The organism is Georgenia sp. Z1344 (assembly GCF_049856295.1).
Classification (GTDB): Bacteria; Actinomycetota; Actinomycetes; order Actinomycetales; family Actinomycetaceae; genus JB111.
Window position 1 is genome coordinate 73243 of the sequence record NZ_JBNDMZ010000005.1, and the last position, 19821, is coordinate 93063.

Annotated in this window: 18 protein-coding genes; 7 read left to right on the forward strand and 11 right to left on the reverse strand. The window is 73.6% G+C overall.

Annotated elements, in window-relative coordinates:
- Positions 1–31 precede the first annotated feature (31 nt).
- A complete protein-coding gene (locus ACPYO6_RS06635) occupies positions 32–703 on the reverse strand; it encodes a TetR/AcrR family transcriptional regulator C-terminal domain-containing protein (protein ID WP_425714237.1) in 672 nt (223 codons plus the stop codon).
- Positions 704–875: 172 nt separating this feature from the next.
- Here ACPYO6_RS06635 and ACPYO6_RS06640 point away from each other — a divergent pair, with 172 nt between their 5' ends.
- Both ACPYO6_RS06640 and ACPYO6_RS06645 read left to right on the forward strand, forming a co-directional pair.
- Positions 876–1514, forward strand: a complete 639-nt coding sequence (locus ACPYO6_RS06640; protein ID WP_425714109.1) for a DUF4386 family protein — start codon at positions 876–878, stop codon at positions 1512–1514.
- Positions 1515–1599: 85 nt separating this feature from the next.
- On the forward strand, positions 1600–2133 hold the full coding sequence (locus ACPYO6_RS06645) for a sugar O-acetyltransferase (RefSeq protein ID WP_425714238.1): 534 nt from the start codon (positions 1600–1602) through the stop codon (positions 2131–2133).
- A 45-nt stretch (positions 2134–2178) separates the two neighbouring features.
- On the opposite strand, the gene ACPYO6_RS06650 is transcribed toward ACPYO6_RS06645, so the two are convergent.
- Positions 2179–3315, reverse strand: a complete 1137-nt coding sequence (locus ACPYO6_RS06650; protein ID WP_425714110.1) for a cytochrome P450 — start codon at positions 3313–3315, stop codon at positions 2179–2181.
- Between the two features lie 113 nt (positions 3316–3428).
- Here ACPYO6_RS06650 and ACPYO6_RS06655 point away from each other — a divergent pair, with 113 nt between their 5' ends.
- The gene (locus ACPYO6_RS06655) at positions 3429–4466 is read left to right on the forward strand and encodes a YeiH family protein (protein ID WP_425714111.1); all 1038 of its coding nucleotides are present in this window, start codon (positions 3429–3431) and stop codon (positions 4464–4466) included.
- 67 nt (positions 4467–4533) lie between these two features.
- Here ACPYO6_RS06655 and ACPYO6_RS06660 read toward each other — a convergent pair whose 3' ends face one another.
- Positions 4534–4842 (reverse strand): DUF2249 domain-containing protein, encoded by a 309-nt coding sequence (locus tag ACPYO6_RS06660; protein WP_425714112.1) that lies wholly within the window; start codon positions 4840–4842, stop codon positions 4534–4536.
- Between the two features lie 51 nt (positions 4843–4893).
- Here ACPYO6_RS06660 and ACPYO6_RS06665 point away from each other — a divergent pair, with 51 nt between their 5' ends.
- The 3 genes from ACPYO6_RS06665 to ACPYO6_RS06675 are packed head-to-tail and all read left to right on the forward strand — an operon-like array spanning position 4894 to position 9468.
- On the forward strand, positions 4894–5559 hold the full coding sequence (locus tag ACPYO6_RS06665) for a helix-turn-helix transcriptional regulator (RefSeq protein WP_425714113.1): 666 nt from the start codon (positions 4894–4896) through the stop codon (positions 5557–5559).
- Positions 5552–6751: a hypothetical protein gene (locus ACPYO6_RS06670; RefSeq protein ID WP_425714114.1), complete on the forward strand. Its 1200-nt coding sequence runs from the start codon at positions 5552–5554 to the stop codon at positions 6749–6751. The genes ACPYO6_RS06665 and ACPYO6_RS06670 overlap by 8 nt, the downstream gene beginning before the upstream one ends.
- A complete protein-coding gene (locus ACPYO6_RS06675) occupies positions 6748–9468 on the forward strand; it encodes a multicopper oxidase domain-containing protein (protein ID WP_425714115.1) in 2721 nt (906 codons plus the stop codon). The genes ACPYO6_RS06670 and ACPYO6_RS06675 overlap by 4 nt, the downstream gene beginning before the upstream one ends.
- 35 nt (positions 9469–9503) lie before the next feature.
- On the opposite strand, the gene ACPYO6_RS06680 is transcribed toward ACPYO6_RS06675, so the two are convergent.
- Both ACPYO6_RS06680 and ACPYO6_RS06685 read right to left on the reverse strand, forming a co-directional pair.
- On the reverse strand, positions 9504–10172 hold the full coding sequence (locus ACPYO6_RS06680) for a response regulator transcription factor (RefSeq protein ID WP_425714116.1): 669 nt from the start codon (positions 10170–10172) through the stop codon (positions 9504–9506).
- Positions 10169–11392: a sensor histidine kinase gene (locus tag ACPYO6_RS06685; RefSeq protein WP_425714117.1), complete on the reverse strand. Its 1224-nt coding sequence runs from the start codon at positions 11390–11392 to the stop codon at positions 10169–10171. The genes ACPYO6_RS06680 and ACPYO6_RS06685 overlap by 4 nt, the downstream gene beginning before the upstream one ends.
- Before the next feature lie 155 nt (positions 11393–11547).
- On the opposite strand from ACPYO6_RS06685, the gene ACPYO6_RS06690 reads away from it, so the two are divergent.
- Positions 11548–12003 carry a hypothetical protein gene (locus tag ACPYO6_RS06690; protein ID WP_425714118.1) on the forward strand — a complete coding sequence of 152 codons (456 nt, stop codon included), beginning with the start codon at positions 11548–11550 and terminating at the stop codon, positions 12001–12003.
- Positions 12004–12229: 226 nt separating this feature from the next.
- Here ACPYO6_RS06690 and ACPYO6_RS06695 read toward each other — a convergent pair whose 3' ends face one another.
- The 6 genes from ACPYO6_RS06695 to ACPYO6_RS06720 all read right to left on the reverse strand — a co-directional run bounded on the left by ACPYO6_RS06695 (position 12230) and on the right by ACPYO6_RS06720 (position 19760).
- Entirely contained in the window at positions 12230–13483 is a 1254-nt protein-coding gene (locus ACPYO6_RS06695; RefSeq protein ID WP_425714119.1) for a Gfo/Idh/MocA family protein, read from the reverse strand.
- A 32-nt stretch (positions 13484–13515) separates the two neighbouring features.
- Positions 13516–14511 (reverse strand): ABC transporter permease, encoded by a 996-nt coding sequence (locus ACPYO6_RS06700; RefSeq protein ID WP_425714120.1) that lies wholly within the window; start codon positions 14509–14511, stop codon positions 13516–13518.
- Complete coding sequence (locus tag ACPYO6_RS06705; RefSeq protein WP_425714121.1) at positions 14508–15524, reverse strand: ABC transporter permease; 1017 nt, start codon at positions 15522–15524, stop codon at positions 14508–14510. Before ACPYO6_RS06705 ends, ACPYO6_RS06700 begins: the two co-directional genes overlap by 4 nt.
- Entirely contained in the window at positions 15521–17047 is a 1527-nt protein-coding gene (locus ACPYO6_RS06710; protein ID WP_425714122.1) for a sugar ABC transporter ATP-binding protein, read from the reverse strand. The genes ACPYO6_RS06705 and ACPYO6_RS06710 overlap by 4 nt, the downstream gene beginning before the upstream one ends.
- A gap of 109 nt (positions 17048–17156) precedes the next feature.
- Positions 17157–18236: a substrate-binding domain-containing protein gene (locus ACPYO6_RS06715; protein WP_425714123.1), complete on the reverse strand. Its 1080-nt coding sequence runs from the start codon at positions 18234–18236 to the stop codon at positions 17157–17159.
- Between the two features lie 378 nt (positions 18237–18614).
- A complete protein-coding gene (locus ACPYO6_RS06720) occupies positions 18615–19760 on the reverse strand; it encodes an ROK family protein (RefSeq protein WP_425714124.1) in 1146 nt (381 codons plus the stop codon).
- Between the last annotated feature and the right edge of the window lie 61 nt (positions 19761–19821).

The window sequence follows — 19821 nt, forward strand, 5'->3', positions numbered from 1 at the left end:
CCGTTCTCGTCCATGCCCTGCGACGCAGTCCCTACAACTCGTGGCGCAGCCGTTCGAGCCCGTCGAGCACGATCGTCAGGCCGACCTCGAACGAGTCGCCGAAGTCGTAGCCGGGAGCGAGAACGTGCTCCTGGGCGAGCTCCGCCATCCGGGGCGCCTTCTCCAGCGGGATCCCGCTGAGCGTCTGCTCCGCCTCGCCGAGGCCGGCCGCCGCGAGCTCGGCCTCCTGCAGCGCGAAGCCGTAGACGAACGCGTCGACCACCGCGTAGGCATGGGCCGTGGCCGGCACCGAGAACCCGGCGGTCCGCAGCACCTCGAGCACGTTCTCGTGGTGCTCGAGCGTGGCGGGTCCGGGGCTGCTGCGCGTCTCCATGAGCGCGAGCGACCACGAGTGCCGCCCGAGGGCCGCCCGCATCGAGCGGCAGCGCCGGGTCAGCTCGTCCCGCCATTCCTCCCCCGGCGTCATGAGCACGATCTCGTCGAAGACCGCGTCGACGAGGGCGTCGAGCAGCTCCTCCTTGTGCGCCACGTGCCGGTAGAGGGCCATCGGCCGCACGCCGAGCTCGTCGGCGAGCGATCGCATCGTCAGCGCGCCCAGTCCGTCCCGGTCCGCGAGCCCGACGCCGGCGCTCACCACCCGCTCCCGGCTCAGCCGGGCCCGGGGGCGCCCCGCGCTCGTCCGGTCCCCCATGACGGCCTCCATCTCCCTCACGCACGTCGTCCACCTCGGGCCGTGCGCGTCGCGCGCCTGCGCACCTCGCCGACCCCTCGATCTCGGGCCAGCACACCACGTCGCACCCGTGAGCCCGGGGTGGCGCGACCGCCCGCGGGTCGAGCCTCTTGTCGCCGACCCACCGATAGTGTACTAAGTACACATGCGCTCGAGCTCCCCCGTCTCCCCCATCTCCCCCGCCCCGTCCAGCGCCGCCCCGCCGCTCACGCCCGGCACGGCCCGCACACCCCGGTCCGCACGGCCGCCCCTCGTCGCCGCCGCGGCCCTCACCGCGATGGCGGCGCTCGCGCCGATCGCCACGTTCGTCCTCCTCCCGGACGGCCGTACCTCGGTGGCCGGTTGGCTCATGCTGGTCGTCGCCGCGCTCGACGTCGTCGTCGCGCTCGCCCTCGTACCCGTGCTCGAGCCCGCCGGTCGTCGCCTCGCCCGCGTCACCGCCGCGCTGCGGATCGGCTACGGCCTCGTCCTCGGGTACGCCGCGGCCGGCCTCGTGGTCGCCGGGGACGCCGAGCGGTTCGACCAGATCTGGGACCTCGCCCTCGGTGTCTTCGGACTCTCGCTGGTCGGCGTCGGAGTCCTGCTGTGGCGCCTCGCGGGGGCTCCGCGGTGGCTCGCCGCGCTCGTCGTCGTCGCGGGAGCCGGGTACGTGGTCGACGCCGTCGTGTCCCAGGTCGGCCCCGCGGGCGCGTTCGAGGTCAGCACGATCTCGTTCGTGGGCGAGGTGGCCCTCATCGTCTGGCTCGTCCTGAACGGGCTCCGGGCGCGCAGGGCCCTCGCCTAGGCTCGTCGTCGTGACGACGCCCGACCCCGCCCCGGACGCGGCCGCCGACCACTTCGCCGGCGACCCCCGCTCGAACCGCGAGCGGATGCTCGCCGGAGACCTCTACATCGCCGACGACCCCGAGCTCGAACGCCTCCAGGAGGAGGCCCGCCGTCTCCAGGAGGCCTACCACCGGGCGCACACTGCGGCCGACGGCACCGCCCCGGAGCTGCTGCGCCGCCTCCTCGGCCACGTCGGCGACGGCGTCGAGGTCCGGCCCCCGCTCTACGTCGACTACGGCAGCAACGTCTCGATCGGCGCGGGCTCGTTCGTCAACTACAACCTCATGGTGCTCGACGTGGCGGCCGTGACGATCGGGCAGGACTGCCTCATCGGGCCGAACGTCCAGCTCCTCACGCCCACGCACCCGGTCGAGGCCGAGCCGCGCCGGGCAAAGCTCGAGGCCGCCGCGCCGATCACGATCGAGGACAACGTGTGGCTCGGCGGGGGCGTCATCGTCTGCCCGGGCGTCACCATCGGGAACGACTCCGTCATCGGCGCGGGCGCGGTCGTCACGAAGGACGTGCCGGCCGGCGTCGTCGCCGTGGGCAACCCCGCGCGGGTGATCCGGCCGATCTGACCCACCTGCCCCGCGCGGCCCCGGGGCGGACTGCCGTGCGCCCCGTCAGCCGAGGACGACCGGAACCCGGCGGTAGCCGCCGAGCGGTGCGGTCTCCCGCTCGGGCTCGCCGGCCCAGGTGATCGCCCCGCCCCGGGCGAGCAGCTCCTCGGTGAGGACGCGCAGCTCCATCGTGGCGAGCGGCCGGCCCGGGCAGACGTGCGGGCCGGTGCCGTAGACGAGGTTGTGCCCGGCGTTGCCCTCCGGGTCGAACCGGTCCGGATCGCCCACCACAGACTCGTCCCGGTTGGCGGACGTCCAGTGGAGCGTGACGACGTCCCCGGCCGGGATGTCCGCGCCCCCGACGCGCACGGGGCATACCGTCCGCCGACGGTTGGAGAGGAACGGGTTGTCGATCCGCAGGATCTCGTCGATCGCGGACTCGAGCTCGGCGGGGTCCGCCGCACGGAGATGCTCGACGTGCCTCTCCTCCGCGGCGAGGAACGCGACGACGACGCCGGCGCACAGGGCGATCGACCCGAGATCTCCCCCGGTCCAGTTCCGCAGGATCGACGTGATCTCGTCGTCGCTGAAGACGCGGCCCGCGACGTCCTGGTGCATGAGGCGCGTCGTCACGTCGTCCGGCGCCTCATCGCCGAGCGCGCGCCGCGGCTCGACCACGGAGGCGATGATCTCGTCGAACGCCGCCGCCACCGCGGCCGTGCGCGCCCTGTCTCGCGAGCGGGTGGCGGCGTGGTTCTCGGCCACCCAGTCCAGGAGCGGCGCCTCGAGCTCCGCCGGCCAGCCGAGCCACGCGCTCTGGGCGCGCACGGCGAACCGCGCACCGAGCTCGACGGCGTCGACGCTCTCCCCAGGCCCCACGCCCGCCACGAGCTCGCGGGCGATGGTGCGCAGGACCGGCTCGAGCCCGGTCAGCTCGCCGGGCGAGAAGAAGTGGTCGGTCGCCTCACGGACCGCTCGGTGCTCGTCGCCGTCGAGGCCGTTGGGCACCTGCAGGTGGGCGGAGACCGCGCTCGAGAACCGCTGGGCGTCCCGCGCCGCCTCGACGACGTCGCCGTGCCGCAGGAGCACCCACTGCCCGCGGTCGTTACGCACGACCGGGTGGTCCGGTCGTAGCTCGTCGGTGTAGGCGCGCAGGTCTCTCCCTGCGGGGTCCAGCTGGTCAGGGACGTGGTCGGGCACGACGCTCCTTCCGTCTCGGGCGCGGCGCCCGCGCCTCGTCCCCGATGATGTCAGCCCGCGTGTCCGCGGACACGTCGCTCACGGGTCGGCCGGGCGGGCGCATCCTGTCGACCATGCCTGCCACCCGGTCCAACACCGTTCGGGAGAAGCTGCCCGGTCTCGCCCTCGCCGCCGCCATCGCGGTGGTCGCCACGCTCGTCGGGCGCGCCGTGCCGGTGGTGGGTTCCGCGGTCGCGGGGGTCGTCATCGGCGTCGCGCTCGGTCAGCTGCGCAGGCCGGGCACGGTGCTCTCGCCGGGCCTCGCCCTGTCCGCCAAGCGGGTCCTCCAGCTCGCGGTCGTCCTGCTCGGCATCGGCATGTCGCTCGGCCGGGTGTGGGAGGTCGGCGTCGACACGCTCCCCGTCATGCTCGGGACGCTGGCGATCTGCTTCCTCGCCGCCGCCCCGCTCGGCCGCCTGCTGGGGGTCTCGGGCGAGCTCCGCACGCTCATCACGGTCGGCACCGGCATCTGCGGCGCGTCGGCGATCGCGGCCACCGCCCCAGTCATTCGGGCCAAGGGAGCGAGCATCGCGTACGCGGTCTCGACGATCTTCCTCTTCAACGTGGCAGCCGTCCTCCTCTTCCCGCCGCTCGGCCGCGCGCTGGGGATGTCCGACGACACGTTCGGCCTGTTCGCGGGCACGGCCGTCAACGACACGTCCTCGGTCGTCGCGGCGGCGAGCGTCTTCGGGGCGGCGGCCACGAGCTACGCCGTGGTCGTCAAGCTCGCGCGGACACTGATGATCATCCCCATCTCGGTCACGCTCGCGGTGCGCGAGCAGCGCCGGGAGCGCCGCGCCGCGGCCGGTGCAGGCGAGAGCGTCGAGCGGCTCACGGTGGCCGGCGTCGTCGGGCTCGTCCCGTGGTTCCTCGTCGGGTTCCTCCTCATGGCCGCGCTGACGACCCTCGGCGTGATCCCCGGCTCGGTCCAGCCGTTCGCGGGGGACGCCGCGGCGTTCCTCATCACGATGGCGCTCGCGGCGATCGGGCTGCAGACCGACCTCGCCGCGTTCCGCCGGGCCGGCTGGCGACCCCTCGCGTTCGGCGGCCTGCTCTGGGCGGTCGTGGCGGTCGCCAGCCTCGTCCTCATGCGGCTGACCGGCGCGTTCTGACTCCTCGTCCGCACGCTCGCCGACCCGCACGCGGACGAGGCTGGACGCGCCGGTGGGCGGTCGAGACTCAGCCCTCCCGACTCCGCCTGAGCTCGAGGACGAACTCCTCGGGGCCACGCTCGCGGTAGCTGACGGCGTACTCCCCCGGCGCGCGCTGCTCGAGCTGGTCGAGCAGCGGAATCGGGTCGTGGGTCGCGCGGATGACGAGCCCACCCCCGGGGCGCAGCTGGCCGAGCGCGCCGAAGATCGCGCCGTGCCGGACGGCGTGCGGGATCTGCTGGACGTCCAGCTCGGGCAGGGCACCGTCGTCGTGGTGTCCGCAGGCGCACCCGCCCTGGCTCGTGGTCTCGGCGCCGATCTCGACGTGTGACTTCATCGTGCTCCTCCTCGGTAGGTGACGTGCTCAAACTTTACTACGATGAACCCCGTGGAAAATACATCCGGGTCCGGGACGCAGAACCGGCGCGCGCACTCCCCCTCGCGCGCCCAGGTGCTCGAGCTCGTCCGCCGCAACCGGGGCGTCCGGCTCTCGGCGATCGCGCGGTTCACCGGCCTGCACGAGAACACCGTGCGCGGCCACCTCGAGGCGCTGCTCGACGAGGGTCTGGTCGAGCGCTCCCGCGGCACCGCGACCGGACGGGGCCGGCCGCCGTGGGTCTGGCGTCCCACCCGTCCCGACGACGCCGGCTACGCCGGTCTCGCCTCCGCCCTCGCGCGCTCGCTCACCGGCCTGCCGGACGCAGGATCGATCGCGCACGAGGCGGGTCGCGCCTGGGCGGCCGATCTCGAGCCGGCCGACGACGCGACGAACGCCGACGACGAGACCCGCTCGTCCCCGACCGCGATCGTCGTCGACCTCATGCGCCGGCTCGGCTACGAGCCGCAGCACGAGGCGGGCACGCCGCGCGTCACGCTGCACTCGTGCCCGCTCCTCGAGGCCGCCGCCGAGACGCCCGAGGTGGTGTGCGCGGTCCACCACGGGCTCGTCCGCGGGGCGCTCGAGGCGCGGGGCGCCGGGGACGTGCCCACCTCGCTCGAGCCGTTCGCCTCCCCCGGGACGTGCGTGCTGCGGGTCGGCGGCAGCGATGAGTGACGAGACCGCGACGCGCGCCGCTCCGCCCCCGGCAGACCGGCCGGGCACCACGGGGACGGACGGCACGACCCCGGCCCCGCCGGCCGCCCACCCACGGACCGCCCGGCCGCTCCCGGCCCGCGCGCTCCTGCTCCTCCCTGGCGGCCTCGCGATGCTCGCGGGGCTCGGCGGCGCGCTCGCCCTGCTCGGTCTCGCACCCGACCTGCCCGGGGTGCTCGCCGACGAGCACGGCTGGCTGATGACGCTCGGCTTCCTCGGCACGGTCATCGCGCTCGAGCGTTCCGTCGCGCTCGACCGGGCCTGGGGCTACCTGGCCCCCGCGCTGCTCGGGGCCGGCGGCCTCACCCTGCTCGCCGGGCGCGCGGAGGGGCGCCTGCTCCTCGCGGCCGGTGCCGTCGCGCTGGCCGTCACCTACCTGCCCCTGTGGCGGCGCACCCGGGACGACGCCGTGCTCGTCCAGCTCCTCGGGGCCGTCCTCGCCGCCGGCGCCGCGATCCTCGGCGCCCGCGGCATCGGGATGGAGGTGCTCCACCTGTGGCTGGCGGTCTTCGTCGTCGCGACGATCGGGGGCGAGCGGCTCGAGCTCGCCCGCGTCGCCATGCCGCGCAGCGCCGGGCGGGTGCTCGTCGGGCTCGTCGGCGCGCTCGCCGCGGCGTGCGCGGTCGCGCTGCTGTGGCCCGCGGTCGGGTTCCCGCTCGCGGGAGCCGCGACGCTCGGGCTCACGGGTTGGCTCGCGGTCCACGACGTCGCCCGGCGCATGGTCCGCCGGCCGGGTCAGCCCCGCTTCATGGCGGCCGCGATGCTCGCCGGGTTCGCCTGGCTCGCGGTCGCGGGGGCGATCTGGCTGCTCGGCCCGCCGGCCGACGCCGCGTACGACGCCGTCATCCACTGCGTGTTCGTCGGCTTCGCGCTCAGCATGGTGATGGCGCACGCGAGCGTCATCCTGCCCGCCGTCGTCCGCCGCCCGCTGCCCTACCACCGCGCCATGTGGGTGCCCGCGGGTCTCCTCCACCTCGGGCTGCTCGCGCGGGTGTGGCTCGGCGACGGCATGGGCCTCACCGTGGTCCATCGCATCGGCTCGACGGCCACGGTCGTCGCGCTCCTCGGTTTCGTCCTGGTCGCCGTGGTCGCGGCCCTCACCACGGGGCGGACCACCGCCCCGCCCCGCACGTCCGAGAGGACCCGTCCGTGAGATCCCCGTCCGCGCGCGGCTTCCGCCCGCTGCGCGACCTGCCCGCGCTCGTCTGGCTCGCCGCACTCGTCGTCGCCGTCCTCGTCCACCCGTGGGTGCCGGCGCCGCGCTGGCTCATGCTCCACCTCTTCTTCCTCGGTGCGATCACGCACTCGATCCTCGTGTGGAGCGAGTACTTCGCCACCGCGCTGCTGCGGGCCGGGACCGACCGCCGCGCGCAGGACCTCCGGCTCGCTCTGAGCAACGGGGGTGCCGCCGTCGTCGTGGCCGGGATCCTCACGGACACCTGGGCGCTCGTCCTCGTCGGGGCCGCGCTCGTCGCGGCCGCCGTGCTCTGGCACGGGGCCTCGCTCGCCGTCCGGCTGCGCCGGGCGCTCGGGTCCCGGTTCGCGGTCACGGTGCGGTACTACCTGGCGGCCGTCGCGTTCCTCGGCGTGGGGGCGACGCTCGGCGTGCTCCTCGCGCGCGACCCGGCCGGGCAGACCTACGACCGGCTCATCCTCGCGCACGCCCTCGTCAACGTCCTGGGCTGGATGGGGCTGACGATCCTCGGCACCCTCGTCACCCTGTGGCCGACGATCCTGCGCACCCGCATGCTCGACGGCGCCGTCACCGTCGCCCGTCGCTCGCTGCTTGTCCTCGCCGGCGGGCTCGCCGTGGCCGCCGCCGGGGCGTTGACCGGCCGGCCCGAGGTCCTCGCGCTCGGCCTCGCCGGCTACGCGGTCGGCACCGCCTGGTCCGTGGCCCGGATGGTCCGCACCGTGGTGCACAAGCGTCCGACGACGTACGCCGCCTGGTCCGTCGCCGCCGGCGTCCTGTGGCTGCTCGCGTGCCTCACCTGGCTGGTCGTCGGCGCGCTGCGCGGAATCCCCGGCGACCTCGCGCCCGCCGCGGCCGCGCTCGACGAGGTCGCCCCCTACCTCGCGGCCGGCACGGGTGCCCAGGTGCTCATCGGCGCGATGTCCTACCTGCTGCCGGTCCAGCTGAGCCGGGGCCCGGCGTCGGCCCGCGCGGCGAACGCGGCGATGGACCGGGGGGCGGCGCTGCGGGTGGGCGTCGCCAACGCCATGCTCCTCATCTGCGTCCTCCCGGTGCCCTCCGCGGTCCGGGTCCTCGCCTCGGTCGCCTACCTCGTGGCGATGGCCGCGTTCGTCCCGGTCACGGTCGGGTCCGTCCGCGCCGCGCGTCGCGCGCACACCGGCCCGACGGCGACAGGCCCGACGACGACCCCCGCGGTGCCGCCCACCGACCCCGCCCCGGGCGGCACGACCGACGCGGCACGCGTCGGGCTCTCCGCGATGTCCGACGGCGCCGCGCCCGCACCCGCCGCCACCTCCGCCTCGCACCGCCCCCAGCTCGCGGGCGTGCTCGTCGCGGTGCTCGGCGTCGTCGTCGCGGGGGTGCTCGTCGACCCCACCGCGGCCGGGCTCGGCACCGCCTCCGCCTCCTCGGTCCCGGCCAACGGGCGGACGGAGACCGTCGAGGTCGTGGCCGAGGGGATGACCTTCACCCCGGACCGCATCGAGGTCGAGGCGGGCACCGAGCTGATCCTCGAGGTGACCAATGCCGACGCCGGTCAGGTCCACGACCTCGTCCTGCCGACCGGCCACTCCACCCCGCGCCTGGCACCGGGCGAGAGCGCCACGCTCGAGGTCGGCGTCGTCGGGGAGTCGTTCGAGGGGTGGTGCTCGATCATCGGTCACCGGCAGCAGGGCATGACCCTCGACGTCGTCGTCTCCGGCGGGGTGGTGGACGCGTCCACGGGCGATGACGCCGATTCCTCGGCCGCGCACGGCGAGCACGGCTCGTCCTCCGACGCGTCGGAGAACGCGACCGTCGACCCCGCCGCTGTCCCGTCGGAGGAGTTCGAGGCCCGCGACGCCTCTCTCGAGCCGCTCCCGGAGGACCAGGGCCCGGTCACGCACCGGGAGACGTGGTCGATGACGGAGGAGGTGATCGAGGTGGCGCCCGGAGTGACCCAGCAGATGTGGACGTTCGACGGCTCCGCGCCGGGGCCGACCCTCCACGGCCGGGTCGGCGACACGTTCGAGATCACCATCGTCAACGAGGGGACCATGGGCCACTCGCTCGACTTCCACGCCTCCGAGGTGGCGCCGGACGGCCCGATGCGCACGATCGCGCCGGGCGAGTCGCTGACCTACACCTTCACCGCGAACCGCTCGGGGGTGTGGATGTACCACTGCGGCACGGCGCCGGCCTCGCAGCACATCGCCTCGGGAATGGCGGGCACGGTGGTCATCGAGCCGGAGGGACTGCCGGAGGTCGACCGCAGCTACGTCATCTCCCAGTCCGAGCTCTACCTCGGCGCCGGGGGCGGCGCGCTCGACACCGAGGCCCTCGCCGCGCAGCGGCCGAGCGCGATGACCTTCAACGGGTACGTCGACCAGTACCTGCACGACCCGCTCGAGGCCCGGGTCGGCGATCGCGTCCGGTTCTGGGTGATGGACCTGGGCCCGAACCGGCCGACCGCGTTCCACGTCATCGGCGGCCAGTTCGACACGGTGTGGACCGAGGGCGACTACCTGCTGCGGGACGGCGGTTCCACGGGCGACGGGGGATCGCAGGCCCTCGCGCTCGGCCCCTCCCAGGGCGGCTTCGTCGAGCTCTCCTTCGCCGAGCCCGGCAGCTACACGGTCGTCACGCACCACATGGTCGACGCCGAGATGGGCGCGCGCGGGATCATCGAGGTCGAGTGACGGCGAGGCGGATCGCCGCCGAGACCGCACGAGCGTCAGCCGTCGCCGCCCCCCGGGGTGACGAGCCCGGACTCGTAGGCGAGGACGACGAGCTGCGAACGGTCCCGGGCGGCGAGCCGGGCGAGGAGCCGGCTGACGTACGTGCGCGCGGTCGCGGGAGAGATGAGCAGGGCGGCGCCGATCTCGGCGTTGGACTCCCCCAGTCCCACCCGGGCCAGGACCTCGCGCTCCCGGGCGGTCAGTCCGTCGAGGAGCGCGGGCCGCACGTCACCGGCCGTCCCGCGGGCGACGTGCGCCAGGAGGGTCGTCGTCACCGCCGGCGAGAGCAGCGCCTCCCCGCCCGCGACGACCCGCACGGCCTCGCGCAGATCGGTCGGCGACACGTCCTTGAGGAGGTAGCCCGACGCGCCCGCGCGGACCGCGGCGAGCACGTCCGCGTCGTCGTCGAAGGTGGTGAGCACGACGACACGGACGTCGCTCAGGCGGGAGTCGGCCACGACCTGTGCCGTGGCCGCGATGCCGTCGAGCCGGGGCATCCGGATGTCCATGAGCACGACGTCGGGGGCGCGGGTCCGGACGGCGGCCATGCCGTCGAGGCCGTCGGCGGCCTCCGCGACCACCTCGATGTCGCCGTCCCGCTCGAGGAGGGAGCGCAGGCCGGTGCGGACCAGCTCCTGGTCGTCGACCTGGACGACGCGGATCACGTGAGCCTCGCCGGGACGCGTGCCACGACGACGAACCCCTCGCCGGGCGCGGACGAGGTGGTGAGCGAACCGCCCAGGAGGCGGAGCCGTTCGGCCATGCCGGTAAGGCCGTAGCCGGCGGTGACCTCGGCGGCGCCCACGCCGTCGTCGGCCACCGTGAGCTCCAGGGTCCCGCCGGCGAGACGGGCGCGCACCGTGACCGTGCGCGCGCGGGCGTGGCGGAGCACGTTCGTCAGCGCCTCCTGCACCACCCGGTAGCCCGCCGTGTCGACCGGCCCGGACAGCTCGGCGACATCGACGACGACGTCCGCCGACACGTCGATCCCGGCCTGGCGCGCACGCTCGACGAGCGGGCCGATCGCGTCCAGCGAGAGCACCTCGCGCCGACGATCCTCCGCGCGCAGGACGCGCACCATCGTCCGCAGCTCTCCGAGCGCACGCGCGCCCTCGTCGCGGATCTGGGCGAGGGCGTGGCCGGCGTCGGACACGTCGGGTGCCTGCCGGTCGGCGGCGCCGACGCCCGGCGGACGGGGCGTGGTGGAGCGGACCTCGCCGTCGTCCCGCCCGAGAGCCTCCAGCCCCACGCTCGCATGGAGGGTGATCGCCGAGAGCGCGTGGCCCACCGTGTCGTGCAGGTCGCGGGAGATCCGGTCACGCTCGACCTGGACCTGCATCCGTCCCTCGCGTTCGAGCTGCTCACGGGTCATCTCGGCGATCCGCGCCTGCTGCTCCGCCCGCGCCCGCCCCGCGCGCACCCCGTACCCGAGTGCGATCGCGCCGCCGATGAGAGCGAGGTTGGCGACCGACTCGTACCCGAGGACGTAACCCGCCGGGCGGGGATCGTCCCGGAGCCGGAAGAGCTGCGCGACGACGAGGACGACGGACCCGCAGGCGATCGAGGCGCGGGTCGCCCCCGCCTCGGCGGCCGAGTACAGCGCACCCAGGATCGGGACGGCCACCCCGATCACCGGCAGGTCGGCCGCGTAGTAGCCGAACGTGCCCAGGGCGCTGACGACCAGGACGCCCACGGGAAACCGACGGCGCAGGAGGAGGACCGCACCGAACCCGACGGCGAACAGGTGCGCCAGCGGCCGCGGCGCGCCGCCCCGCACCGGCTCGGCGAGCGCGACGATCATGACGAGGGCCGCGGAGACCCCCACCGCGAGCAGCAGGTCGACGACCCGGGGCGCGGGTCTCGCCGAGACCGTGGCGCCCGTCATCCCGTCAGCCTAGGCAGCCGTGCCCCGTTCCGGGATCGGCCGCAGGGCGGACAGCGGTGTCGCCTCCGGACGTCCGGCGTCGTCGTCGGAGCACGACGGGACGAGCGTCCCGGTGCGGACGCGGGTCCCGGGACGCCGTCCCTAGCGTCGCGACCATGAACACTCACCACGCATCACGGTCCTCGGCGGACGGTCCCACGCGACCCTGGCACGCCGGCATCGGCTGGTTCCTCGCCGTCGGGCTCGGCCTGTTCGGGCTCGTGCGCCCGCTCGCCCGGATCGTCACCGGCCAGGCCGAGGTCGAGACCGGTGCCGCGCTCCCGATCGGCGCCACCGTGCTCGTCACCGTCGTCTGGGTCGCGGTCGTGGGACTGGGCCGGACGCGGCGCCCCTTCGCCACGCTCGTCGTCACGGGACTCGTCTACGCGGTGGCGTCGATCCTGCTCAGCGGGATCCTGTCGCCCCTTCTCGACGGCCGGCTCGACGGGCCGCTGGCGAACCCGATCGCCATCGTCCCCGTGCTTGCGGTCAACGCCGGTTGGGGTGCGGTCGCCGGTCTCCTGGCCCTCGCCGTGCGCTCGACCCGGGACGACGCCGAGGTACGGCGCTGACCCCACGGGGCCGCCGCACGGTCGTCGTCCGAAGGACCGCACCGCGCGGTACGTCCTCCTGCACCCGTCGCGAGGGACGGCGTCCGGACGCGCGACGACGCCCCGGCGGTAGTCGGCGGAGTCCGCCGGAGCGTCGCGCTGGTGCGGTCGGTCGGTGACGGGAGCGGACCGTCACCGGGCCCCGACCGCGGACGGGAGGGAGCGATGAGGCCCTCCCGGGCTGGGGTCAGGCGCGGGGGTTCCACTCCCCGCGCGCGACGGCGGGCACGTAGTCCGTCAGCTCGAACGGGAAGCGCACCGTCTGGCCGGTCTCGGCCGAGTGGTAGGCCGCCATGAGCAGGCGGACGACGTCGAGGCCCGTGCGGAGGTTCTCCACCGGCTGGCGACCCGCGAGGAAGTCCGACGCGAACGTGGCGTTCTCCCCGGTGTAGCCGTAGGTGACGGACTCGTCCGAGACGATCGGCATGAGGCCCTGCTCGGCGTTCTGCTTCTCGACCATGTCCTCGCCCTCGGCCTGGATCAGCGCGCGGGAGAGGAAGATCTGCGACTCGGTCGACAGGGTGTCCGACTTCATCGAGTACTCGGGGCCGAGCAGCTCGAACGACAGCCGCAGGCCGGCGCCGACGTAGCTCCACGAGGTCGTGGCCTCGACGACCACGGGCTCGCCGTCGCCGTTGACGAACTCGAAGACGGCGTGGGCGTAGTCCTCGCTCGGGGTCTTCGTGTAGTCGACGACCCCCGGGTACGTGTCCGAGAGCTGCTTGGCGTACGCGGCGCGGCCCCACTTGAGGGACGCGATGGTCGCGGTCACCGAGACCGGGGTCAGCCACTCGGCGGAGTCCTTGCCGGGGGGCGTGAGCAGGAACCGGCCGGACTCGACCGAGTGGCACATCATGTCGTTGAGGACGCCGCCGCCCTCGTCGGCGCCGTTCCAGAACCACGTGTTGTGCGGGCCGGAGTGCTCCTCGGCGGCGCGCGCGAGGTAGGGCGTGCCGGCCACGGAGGCGCCGCGGTTCCACAGCAGCTCGTGCGCCCGGGTGATGCTCGGGGAGAAGACCTGGTTCTCGAGGTAGCCGTGCAGCAGGCCCGCGCCCTCGACGAGCTCGAGGACCTGGACGGCCTCCTCGATCGTGCGGCCGAGCGGCTTCTCGATGGCGATCGCCTTGAGCTCCGCACGCCCGGACGTCACCTCCTCGGTGATCGCGCGGACGACCTCGAGGCGGGTGAAGTTCGGCGTGAGGACCCACACCGCGTCGACGCGGGGGTCGCGCACGAGGGCGGCGACGTCGTCGTGCACCGCGACGTCCGACCCGACGCCGGTGGCCTCGGCCTTCTCCGCGAGGGCCTGGGCGGAGGCGCGCGTCCGGGAGGTGACGGCGACGATGTCGGCGTCCCGGACTCCCTGCCACGAGTCGACGTGGAAGTTGCCGATGAATCCCGCCCCGACGATTCCGACGCCGAGGGTGGTGCGCTGGGACATGATGGATCTCCTTGTGAGGTCTGTCGTGGTGGTCAGGAACGGAGCCGGCGTTGGCGTCCGAACAGGGCGAGGATGGACAGCAGGACGAGGCCGGTGATGATGGTCCGCCAGGACTCAGGGATCCGCACGGTGGTGAGGAAGCTCTGCAGGAACTGCAGGAGGACCGCGCCCACCGCGGTGCCGGCGTAGCCACCGATGCCGCCGGCGGCGAGCGTGCCGCCGATGATGACGGCCGCGACGGTGGTGAGCGTGTAGTCGTCGGCGAGATTGAGCAGGACGGACTCGTTGTAGCCCAGGAGCATGAGCCCGCCGACGACCGCGAACGCGCCGGAGGCGGCGTAGGCGCCGATGACCGTGCGGTTGACCGGCAGGCCCGAGAGCCGCGCGGCCCGACGGTTCGTGCCGACCGCGTAGAGATTCCAGCCGTACGAGGTCCGCCGCAGCAGCAGGGTGACGATGACGATGAGGGCGATCCACACGTAGACCACGCCCGGGACACCGAGGAACCAGCGGGTGTTGACGAGGCTCGTGAGGGCCGGTGCGCTGCGGCCCTCCGCGACGCCCTGGGTGTAGGCGAGCGAGAGGCCGCCGGCCACACCCATCATCCCGAGCGTCATGACGAACGGCGGGAGCCGCAGGGCGACGATGCCGAGGCCGTTGATCGCTCCGAGGCCGGCACCGAGGGCGACCGGGATGAGGATGCCGAGCAGGAGGTTGGAGTTGTCCCCGTCCATCACCCGCGCCCCGACGATCGCGCCGAAGGTGGCAACCGCGCCGACCGAGAGGTCGATGCCGGTGTTGCCGGACAGGATGACGATGGTCTGGCCGATCGCCATGATCCCGAGGAAGCTCGCCACGCGGAGCATCGAGATGATCTGGCCGTAGCTCGCGAAGCCCGGCGAGACGAGCTGGCCGACCACGAGGATGGCGATCGCCGCGATGGCGGCGACGACGATGGGCTGACGGAGAGCCGTCACGAGCCGTGCCCGCAGGTCGCCGTCAGAGGTCAGGTCAGTCGCGGTGCTCATTCGGACTCCCTCCGGTTGGTGAGGACCGACAGCGCGAAGGCGGCGATGATGACCAGGCCGCTGATGAGCGGCCGCCAGAAGGTCGGGACGCCGAGCGGTCCGAGCACGTTGTCGATGATCGTGAGGATGACGGCACCGGCGACGGCGCCGATCGCGGTCCCGCGGCCGCCGGACAGGGCGATGCCACCGAGGACGACGGCGGCGATGGAATCGAGGATGAACGCCTCCCCGATGAACGGGTCGCCCGATCCGGAGTTCGCCAGGATGGCGAGCGAGGCGGCGCCGACGAACGCGCCGGCGACCGTGTAGGTCAGCGCGCGGGACTTCACGACCGGGACGAGCGAGGTGTAGGCGGCCTGCTCGTTGCCGCCGACGGCTCGGATGTGCCGCATGAGGCGCGTTCGGTCGAGGGCGAACCAGGCGGCCATGCCGGCCAGCACGATGAGTGCGGCGACGGGCAGCCCGATGATCGTGTCGCGGTACGTGCTCACCATCTCGCCGGGGACGCTGCCACCCGGTGAGGGCAGCACGACGAGAGCGGCACCGGCGAACACGGAGCCGGTCGCGTACGTGGCGATGAGGGGCTGGAGCCGGACGACGGCGATGACGAACCCGTTGACGAGGCCGCACAGCGCCCCGGTGAGGATGCCGGCGGCGAGGCCGACGAGGATCCGGCTGTCGTCGCCGCCCATCGCCTTGAGCGCGACGACGCTCGAGAGCGCGAGGTTCGAGCCGACCGAGAGGTCGAGCCCTCCCCCGATGACGACGATGCCCTGCCCGATCGCGACGAGCACGAGCGGCGCGAACGTCGCGAAGTTGCTCGTGATCGAGTACTCGGTGAAGAACGTCGGCTGGAGCGCGGCGTTGAGCGCGATGACCGCCACCAGCAGGCCGAGCGTGACCCAGCCGGACAGGGAAAACGTCAGCCGGCGCTGCCAGCCGCCGTCCCGGAGCCGGTCGGCGATCGTGGGTGAGGTCGAGCCCTGCGTGGAGCTCTCGGTGGTCTGCGTCATGAGGGCATGGCCTCCTTGTCGTCGTCGACCAGCAGGGCGCTCGCCACGAGGGCGGAGTGGGTGATCTCCTCGCCCTCGAGCTCGTTGACGACCCCGCCCTCGAACAGGACGAGCACGCGGTCAGCGAGCTCCTCGAGCTCGGCGTCGTCGCTCGAGTTGAGGACGACGGCGACCCCGTCGGCGGTCAGGGCCCGGATGATCGAGTAGATCTCGGCCTTCGCGCCGACGTCGACGCCCTTGGTCGGGTCGTCGAGGAGGACGATGCGCGGGTCGGCCGGCAGCCACTTGGCGATGACGACCTTCTGCTGGTTACCGCCGGACAGGCTGCTCACCGGGTGGTCGAGGGAGCCGATCTTGATGCTCATCGCCTTGACCTGCTCGCGGGCGACCGACCGCTCCTTGCGCATGGAGATCGCGCCGAGGAGGGCGCGGGCGCGCAGCGAGACGGTCGAGATGTTCTCCTGGATGGAGCGCTTGTCGTAGAGCCCCTCCTTGCCCCGGTCGCCGGGGACGAGCGCGACGCCGGCGCGGATCGCCGTGCGGGTGCGGCCGAGGCGGCGCGGCGTGCCGTCGATCGTGATCTCGCCGGAGGTGGCGGGGTTCGCGCCGAACAGCGAGAGCAGGAGCTCGGACTGGCCCTGGCCCTGCAGGCCGCCCAGGCCGAGCACCTCGCCGGGCCGGACCTGCATCGTCACCTTGTCGACGCCGCGAGCCACGAGGTCGGTCGTCGCGATGACGGGGTCGGACCCGGGACGACGGTTGGTCTCGGTCGCTGTGCCGACGCGCGCGGCGAGCTCGTCGCCGACCATGAGCCGGACGAGCTCCTTGTCGGTGGTCTCGGCGAGCTCGACCGTGGCGACGTTGAGGCCGTTGCGCAGGATGGTCGCGCGCTGGCACAGCGCGAGGACCTCCTCCATGCGGTGGGAGACGAAGACGACGCCGACGCCGTCGGCCGTCAGCTCGCGGACCACGGAGAACAGGAGCTCGACCTGGTCGCGGTGCAGCGAGGCGGTGGCCTCGTCGAGCACGAGGAAGCGCGGGTCCCGGAGCCAGGCCTTGCCGAGCTCGAGGATCTGGCTCTGGCCCGGGCCGAGCCGCCCGGCGCGGGTGTCGGGGCGCACCTTGGGGCCGAGGCCGGGCGCCAGGCGCTCGAGGACCTCGTCGACCCGCTTGCGCTGCTTGCCGGGCGTGAGGAAGCCGGCGCTCGTGGCCTCCGTGCCGAGCACGAGGTTCTCCGCCACGGTCAGGTGCGGGACGATGGAGAGGTGCTGGTAGACCGACGCGATGCCGTGGTGCTGGGCGTCGAGCGGCCGGTCGATGGAGATCTCGGTGCCGTCGATGGCGATGCGGGCGCGGTCGGGCTTGACGGCGCCCGACATCACCTTGTTGAGCGTGGACTTGCCGGAGCCGTTGGGGCCGAGGAGTCCGTGGACCTCGCCGGCGCGCAGCTCGAGCGAGGCGTCCTTGAGGGCCTGGACGCCGCCGTACCGTTTGTCGACCTGGTCGATCGTGAGCGTGCTCATCCGGGCACCTCCTGAGGGCGGATGTCGTGGGGCGGGACGGGGTCCGGGTCGCGGACCCCCTGGCGCACGAGGGGCGGCGCCACCGGTGCGGTGGCGCCGCCCCGTCGCGTCACTCGGCGAAGTACTGGTCGACGTCGTCGGCCGTGAGGACCGAGTCGAGGACGTAGGTGTCGGCCTCGTCGGAGACCTCGGCCCACTGCTCCTCGATGTTGTCGTTCGTCACCGGGTCGGCGAGCTCGAGGACGACCGTGTTGCCGTTCTCGAGCTGCGACTCGTCGAGCTCGTCGCCCTGGAGCAGGCGAATGGCGATGTGCATCGCCGCGGCCCCGGTCCCCGGGGGGTTGATGACGCCGATGCTGGAGAAGTCGGTGCCCTCCTCGAGCATGGTGGTCCAGCTCGACATGAACTGGACGCGGGCCTCGCCGCCGATGACGAGGTCCTCGACGGCGTCGGCGGCCTGGACCGCGCGCAGCACGCCCTGGGCCATGCCGTCGTAGGTCCAGATCCCGTCGATGTCCGGGTTGGTCGAGATGAGGTCGGTGGCCGTGGTCTGGCCGACCGACTGGTCCCAGCCGCCGTCGCCGCGGGCGACGACCTCGATGCCGGCCTCCTCGAAGACCGGCTCGGCGCCGGCCCAGCGGGCGTCGGTGGCCGGGTTGCCGGACGCGCCCTCGACCGTGACGATCTGCGCGCCCTCGCCGACCTGCTCGGCGAACCACTCTGCGCTCGTGCGGCCGAGGTCCTCCTGGGAGATGCCGACGTTGACGACGTCCGCGGTCTCGACCGCCTGGTCGATGGCCATGACGATGATGTCCTGGCCGATGGCCTCCTGGAACACGGCGTCGAGGGCCGTGGCGGAGTTGGGGTCGACGATGATGACGTCGACGTCCTGGTTGATGAGGTTGCGGATCTGCTGGATCTGGCCGTTGACGTCCGCGTCGGCGTTCTCCATGACGAGCTCGTCGACGAGGCCCTGCTCCTCGTACTCCGCGAACGTCTCCTCGATGACCTCGATCATCTGCGTGCGGTACTCGCTCCCGACGAACGCGTTGCTGACGCCGACGGTGAAGGGGCCCTCCGCGGCCTCTCCACCCTCGCCGCCGCCCTCGTCGTCCCCGCCGCCGCAGGCGGCGAGGACCATGGTGAGTGACAGGCCTGCAGCGGCCGTCGCTACTGTGCGCTTGCGCATGACAGTTCCTCCTTGAACCGGTGGCCGACTTATTTTTGGGGTGATGCAAAGTCGTGCCGTGAAGTTACCCCGGCGCTCCGCCAGGCGTCAAGCGCATTCGATCACGCGGCGCGGCGCGCCCCTCGGAGCACCGATGAACGGATCGGCCACAGCTCGGCCACGGATCAGCCACGGCCCGTCGAGACTGCGGTTCGTCGTCGTCGAGATTGCGGTTCGTCGTCGTCGAGATTGCGGTTGGGGCCCCAACCGCACTCTCGATGAAGGGGCGCGCCACCCCCTGTGGTCGAGAGTGCGGCTCGGACCGGGCCGAGCTGTCGAGAGCGCGGCTCGGGCCGCCTTCTCTCCCACGGCCTGCCCCCGCACCGCCGACGCGACCGGTCAGCCCGTGATGAGCGAGCCGAGCCCGCCGCTCTCCTGGAAGGCGCGCAGGCCGGCGCCGACGAGGGCACCGGTCGGGCCGATCGAGGGGCGCTCGAGCCGGGGCATCGTCACGACCTGCCCCTCCATCCGGGAGGCCAGCAACGGGATGACGAGGTCGCCCCAGCGGTCGAACAGGCCGGAGAGGACGACGACGTCCGGCTCGAGCAGCGCGCACACGTTGACGAGCGCGAACGCGTAGTCGTCGAGGAGCTCGCCCAGCAGCGCGCGCGTCCCCGGCTCCCGGGCGGCGGCCCGCTCGAGCACGACGTCGGCGTCGCGCGGGTCGTTCCCGGTCACCAGCCCGAGCGCCGAGGCACGGGAGGCGATGCCGACCCGGCCGAGGTGAAGCTCGAGGTCACCGAAGCCGCCGAAGGTGGTCCCGAGCGCGTCGGGCGAGAAGAGCATGCGGCCGATCTGGCCGGCGGCCCCCGTCGCGCCGCGCCACACCCGGCCGCCCTCGACGATGCCCATGCCGACGCCGTCGAAGACGGCGATCGTCACCAGCGTCTGGACGTCCTCCCAGGGGCCGCGGGCGAACTCCGCGAGCGCGATGAGGTTGGCGTCGTTCTCCACGACCACGCTGAGGCCGGTCGCCTCCTCGAGCAGGTGGCCGAGGGGGACGTCGTGCCAGTCGAGGGACGGCGCGAACTGGACCGTGCCGTCGTGGTGGACGGGCCCGGGCACGGAGACTCCGATGGTGAGGACGGGCGGGCCGTCCTCGGCCGCGGCGGCCGCGGCGATGTGGTCGATGACCACCTGGAGGCGGTCCTGTCCCTTGGGCCCGGGCGTCGGCACCCGCTCCGTCGAGATCGCCGAACCGGTGAGATCGAGGTGCGCGAGGTCGATGTGCCGGTCGGCCACATCGACCGCGAGGACGACCCCGTGGCGCTCGTCCAGCTCGACGAGCACGGACGGCCGGCCGCCGGTCCCGAGGTCGGCACCCACGTCGCGGACCAGCCCCGATCGCATCATCCGGGCGACCCACCGGTTGACGGTGGCCGGCGCCAGACCGGTGCGCCGAGCGACGTCCACCCTCGAGATCGGCCCGAGGTCTCGGATGCACTCGACGACCCGACGGCCCGGCGGGACCTCCTCCTCCGGCACGTCGCCCTCCCCCTCGTCTCGTCGATGCACCCGCGGGTGCGCCGGCGTTCGGTGGAGCGAC

Coding starts and splice junctions, on each gene's coding strand:
- ACPYO6_RS06635 (WP_425714237.1), bottom strand. CDS start 703: ATGGAGGCCGTCATGGGGGACCGGACGAGCGCGGGGCGCCCCCGGGCC.
- ACPYO6_RS06640 (WP_425714109.1), top strand. CDS start 876: ATGCGCTCGAGCTCCCCCGTCTCCCCCATCTCCCCCGCCCCGTCCAGC.
- ACPYO6_RS06645 (WP_425714238.1), top strand. CDS start 1,600: ATGCTCGCCGGAGACCTCTACATCGCCGACGACCCCGAGCTCGAACGC.
- ACPYO6_RS06655 (WP_425714111.1), top strand. CDS start 3,429: ATGCCTGCCACCCGGTCCAACACCGTTCGGGAGAAGCTGCCCGGTCTC.
- ACPYO6_RS06660 (WP_425714112.1), bottom strand. CDS start 4,842: ATGAAGTCACACGTCGAGATCGGCGCCGAGACCACGAGCCAGGGCGGG.
- ACPYO6_RS06670 (WP_425714114.1), top strand. CDS start 5,552: ATGAGTGACGAGACCGCGACGCGCGCCGCTCCGCCCCCGGCAGACCGG.
- ACPYO6_RS06685 (WP_425714117.1), bottom strand. CDS start 11,392: ATGACGGGCGCCACGGTCTCGGCGAGACCCGCGCCCCGGGTCGTCGAC.
- ACPYO6_RS06690 (WP_425714118.1), top strand. CDS start 11,548: ATGAACACTCACCACGCATCACGGTCCTCGGCGGACGGTCCCACGCGA.
- ACPYO6_RS06695 (WP_425714119.1), bottom strand. CDS start 13,483: ATGTCCCAGCGCACCACCCTCGGCGTCGGAATCGTCGGGGCGGGATTC.
- ACPYO6_RS06700 (WP_425714120.1), bottom strand. CDS start 14,511: ATGAGCACCGCGACTGACCTGACCTCTGACGGCGACCTGCGGGCACGG.
- ACPYO6_RS06705 (WP_425714121.1), bottom strand. CDS start 15,524: ATGACGCAGACCACCGAGAGCTCCACGCAGGGCTCGACCTCACCCACG.
- ACPYO6_RS06710 (WP_425714122.1), bottom strand. CDS start 17,047: ATGAGCACGCTCACGATCGACCAGGTCGACAAACGGTACGGCGGCGTC.
- ACPYO6_RS06715 (WP_425714123.1), bottom strand. CDS start 18,236: ATGCGCAAGCGCACAGTAGCGACGGCCGCTGCAGGCCTGTCACTCACC.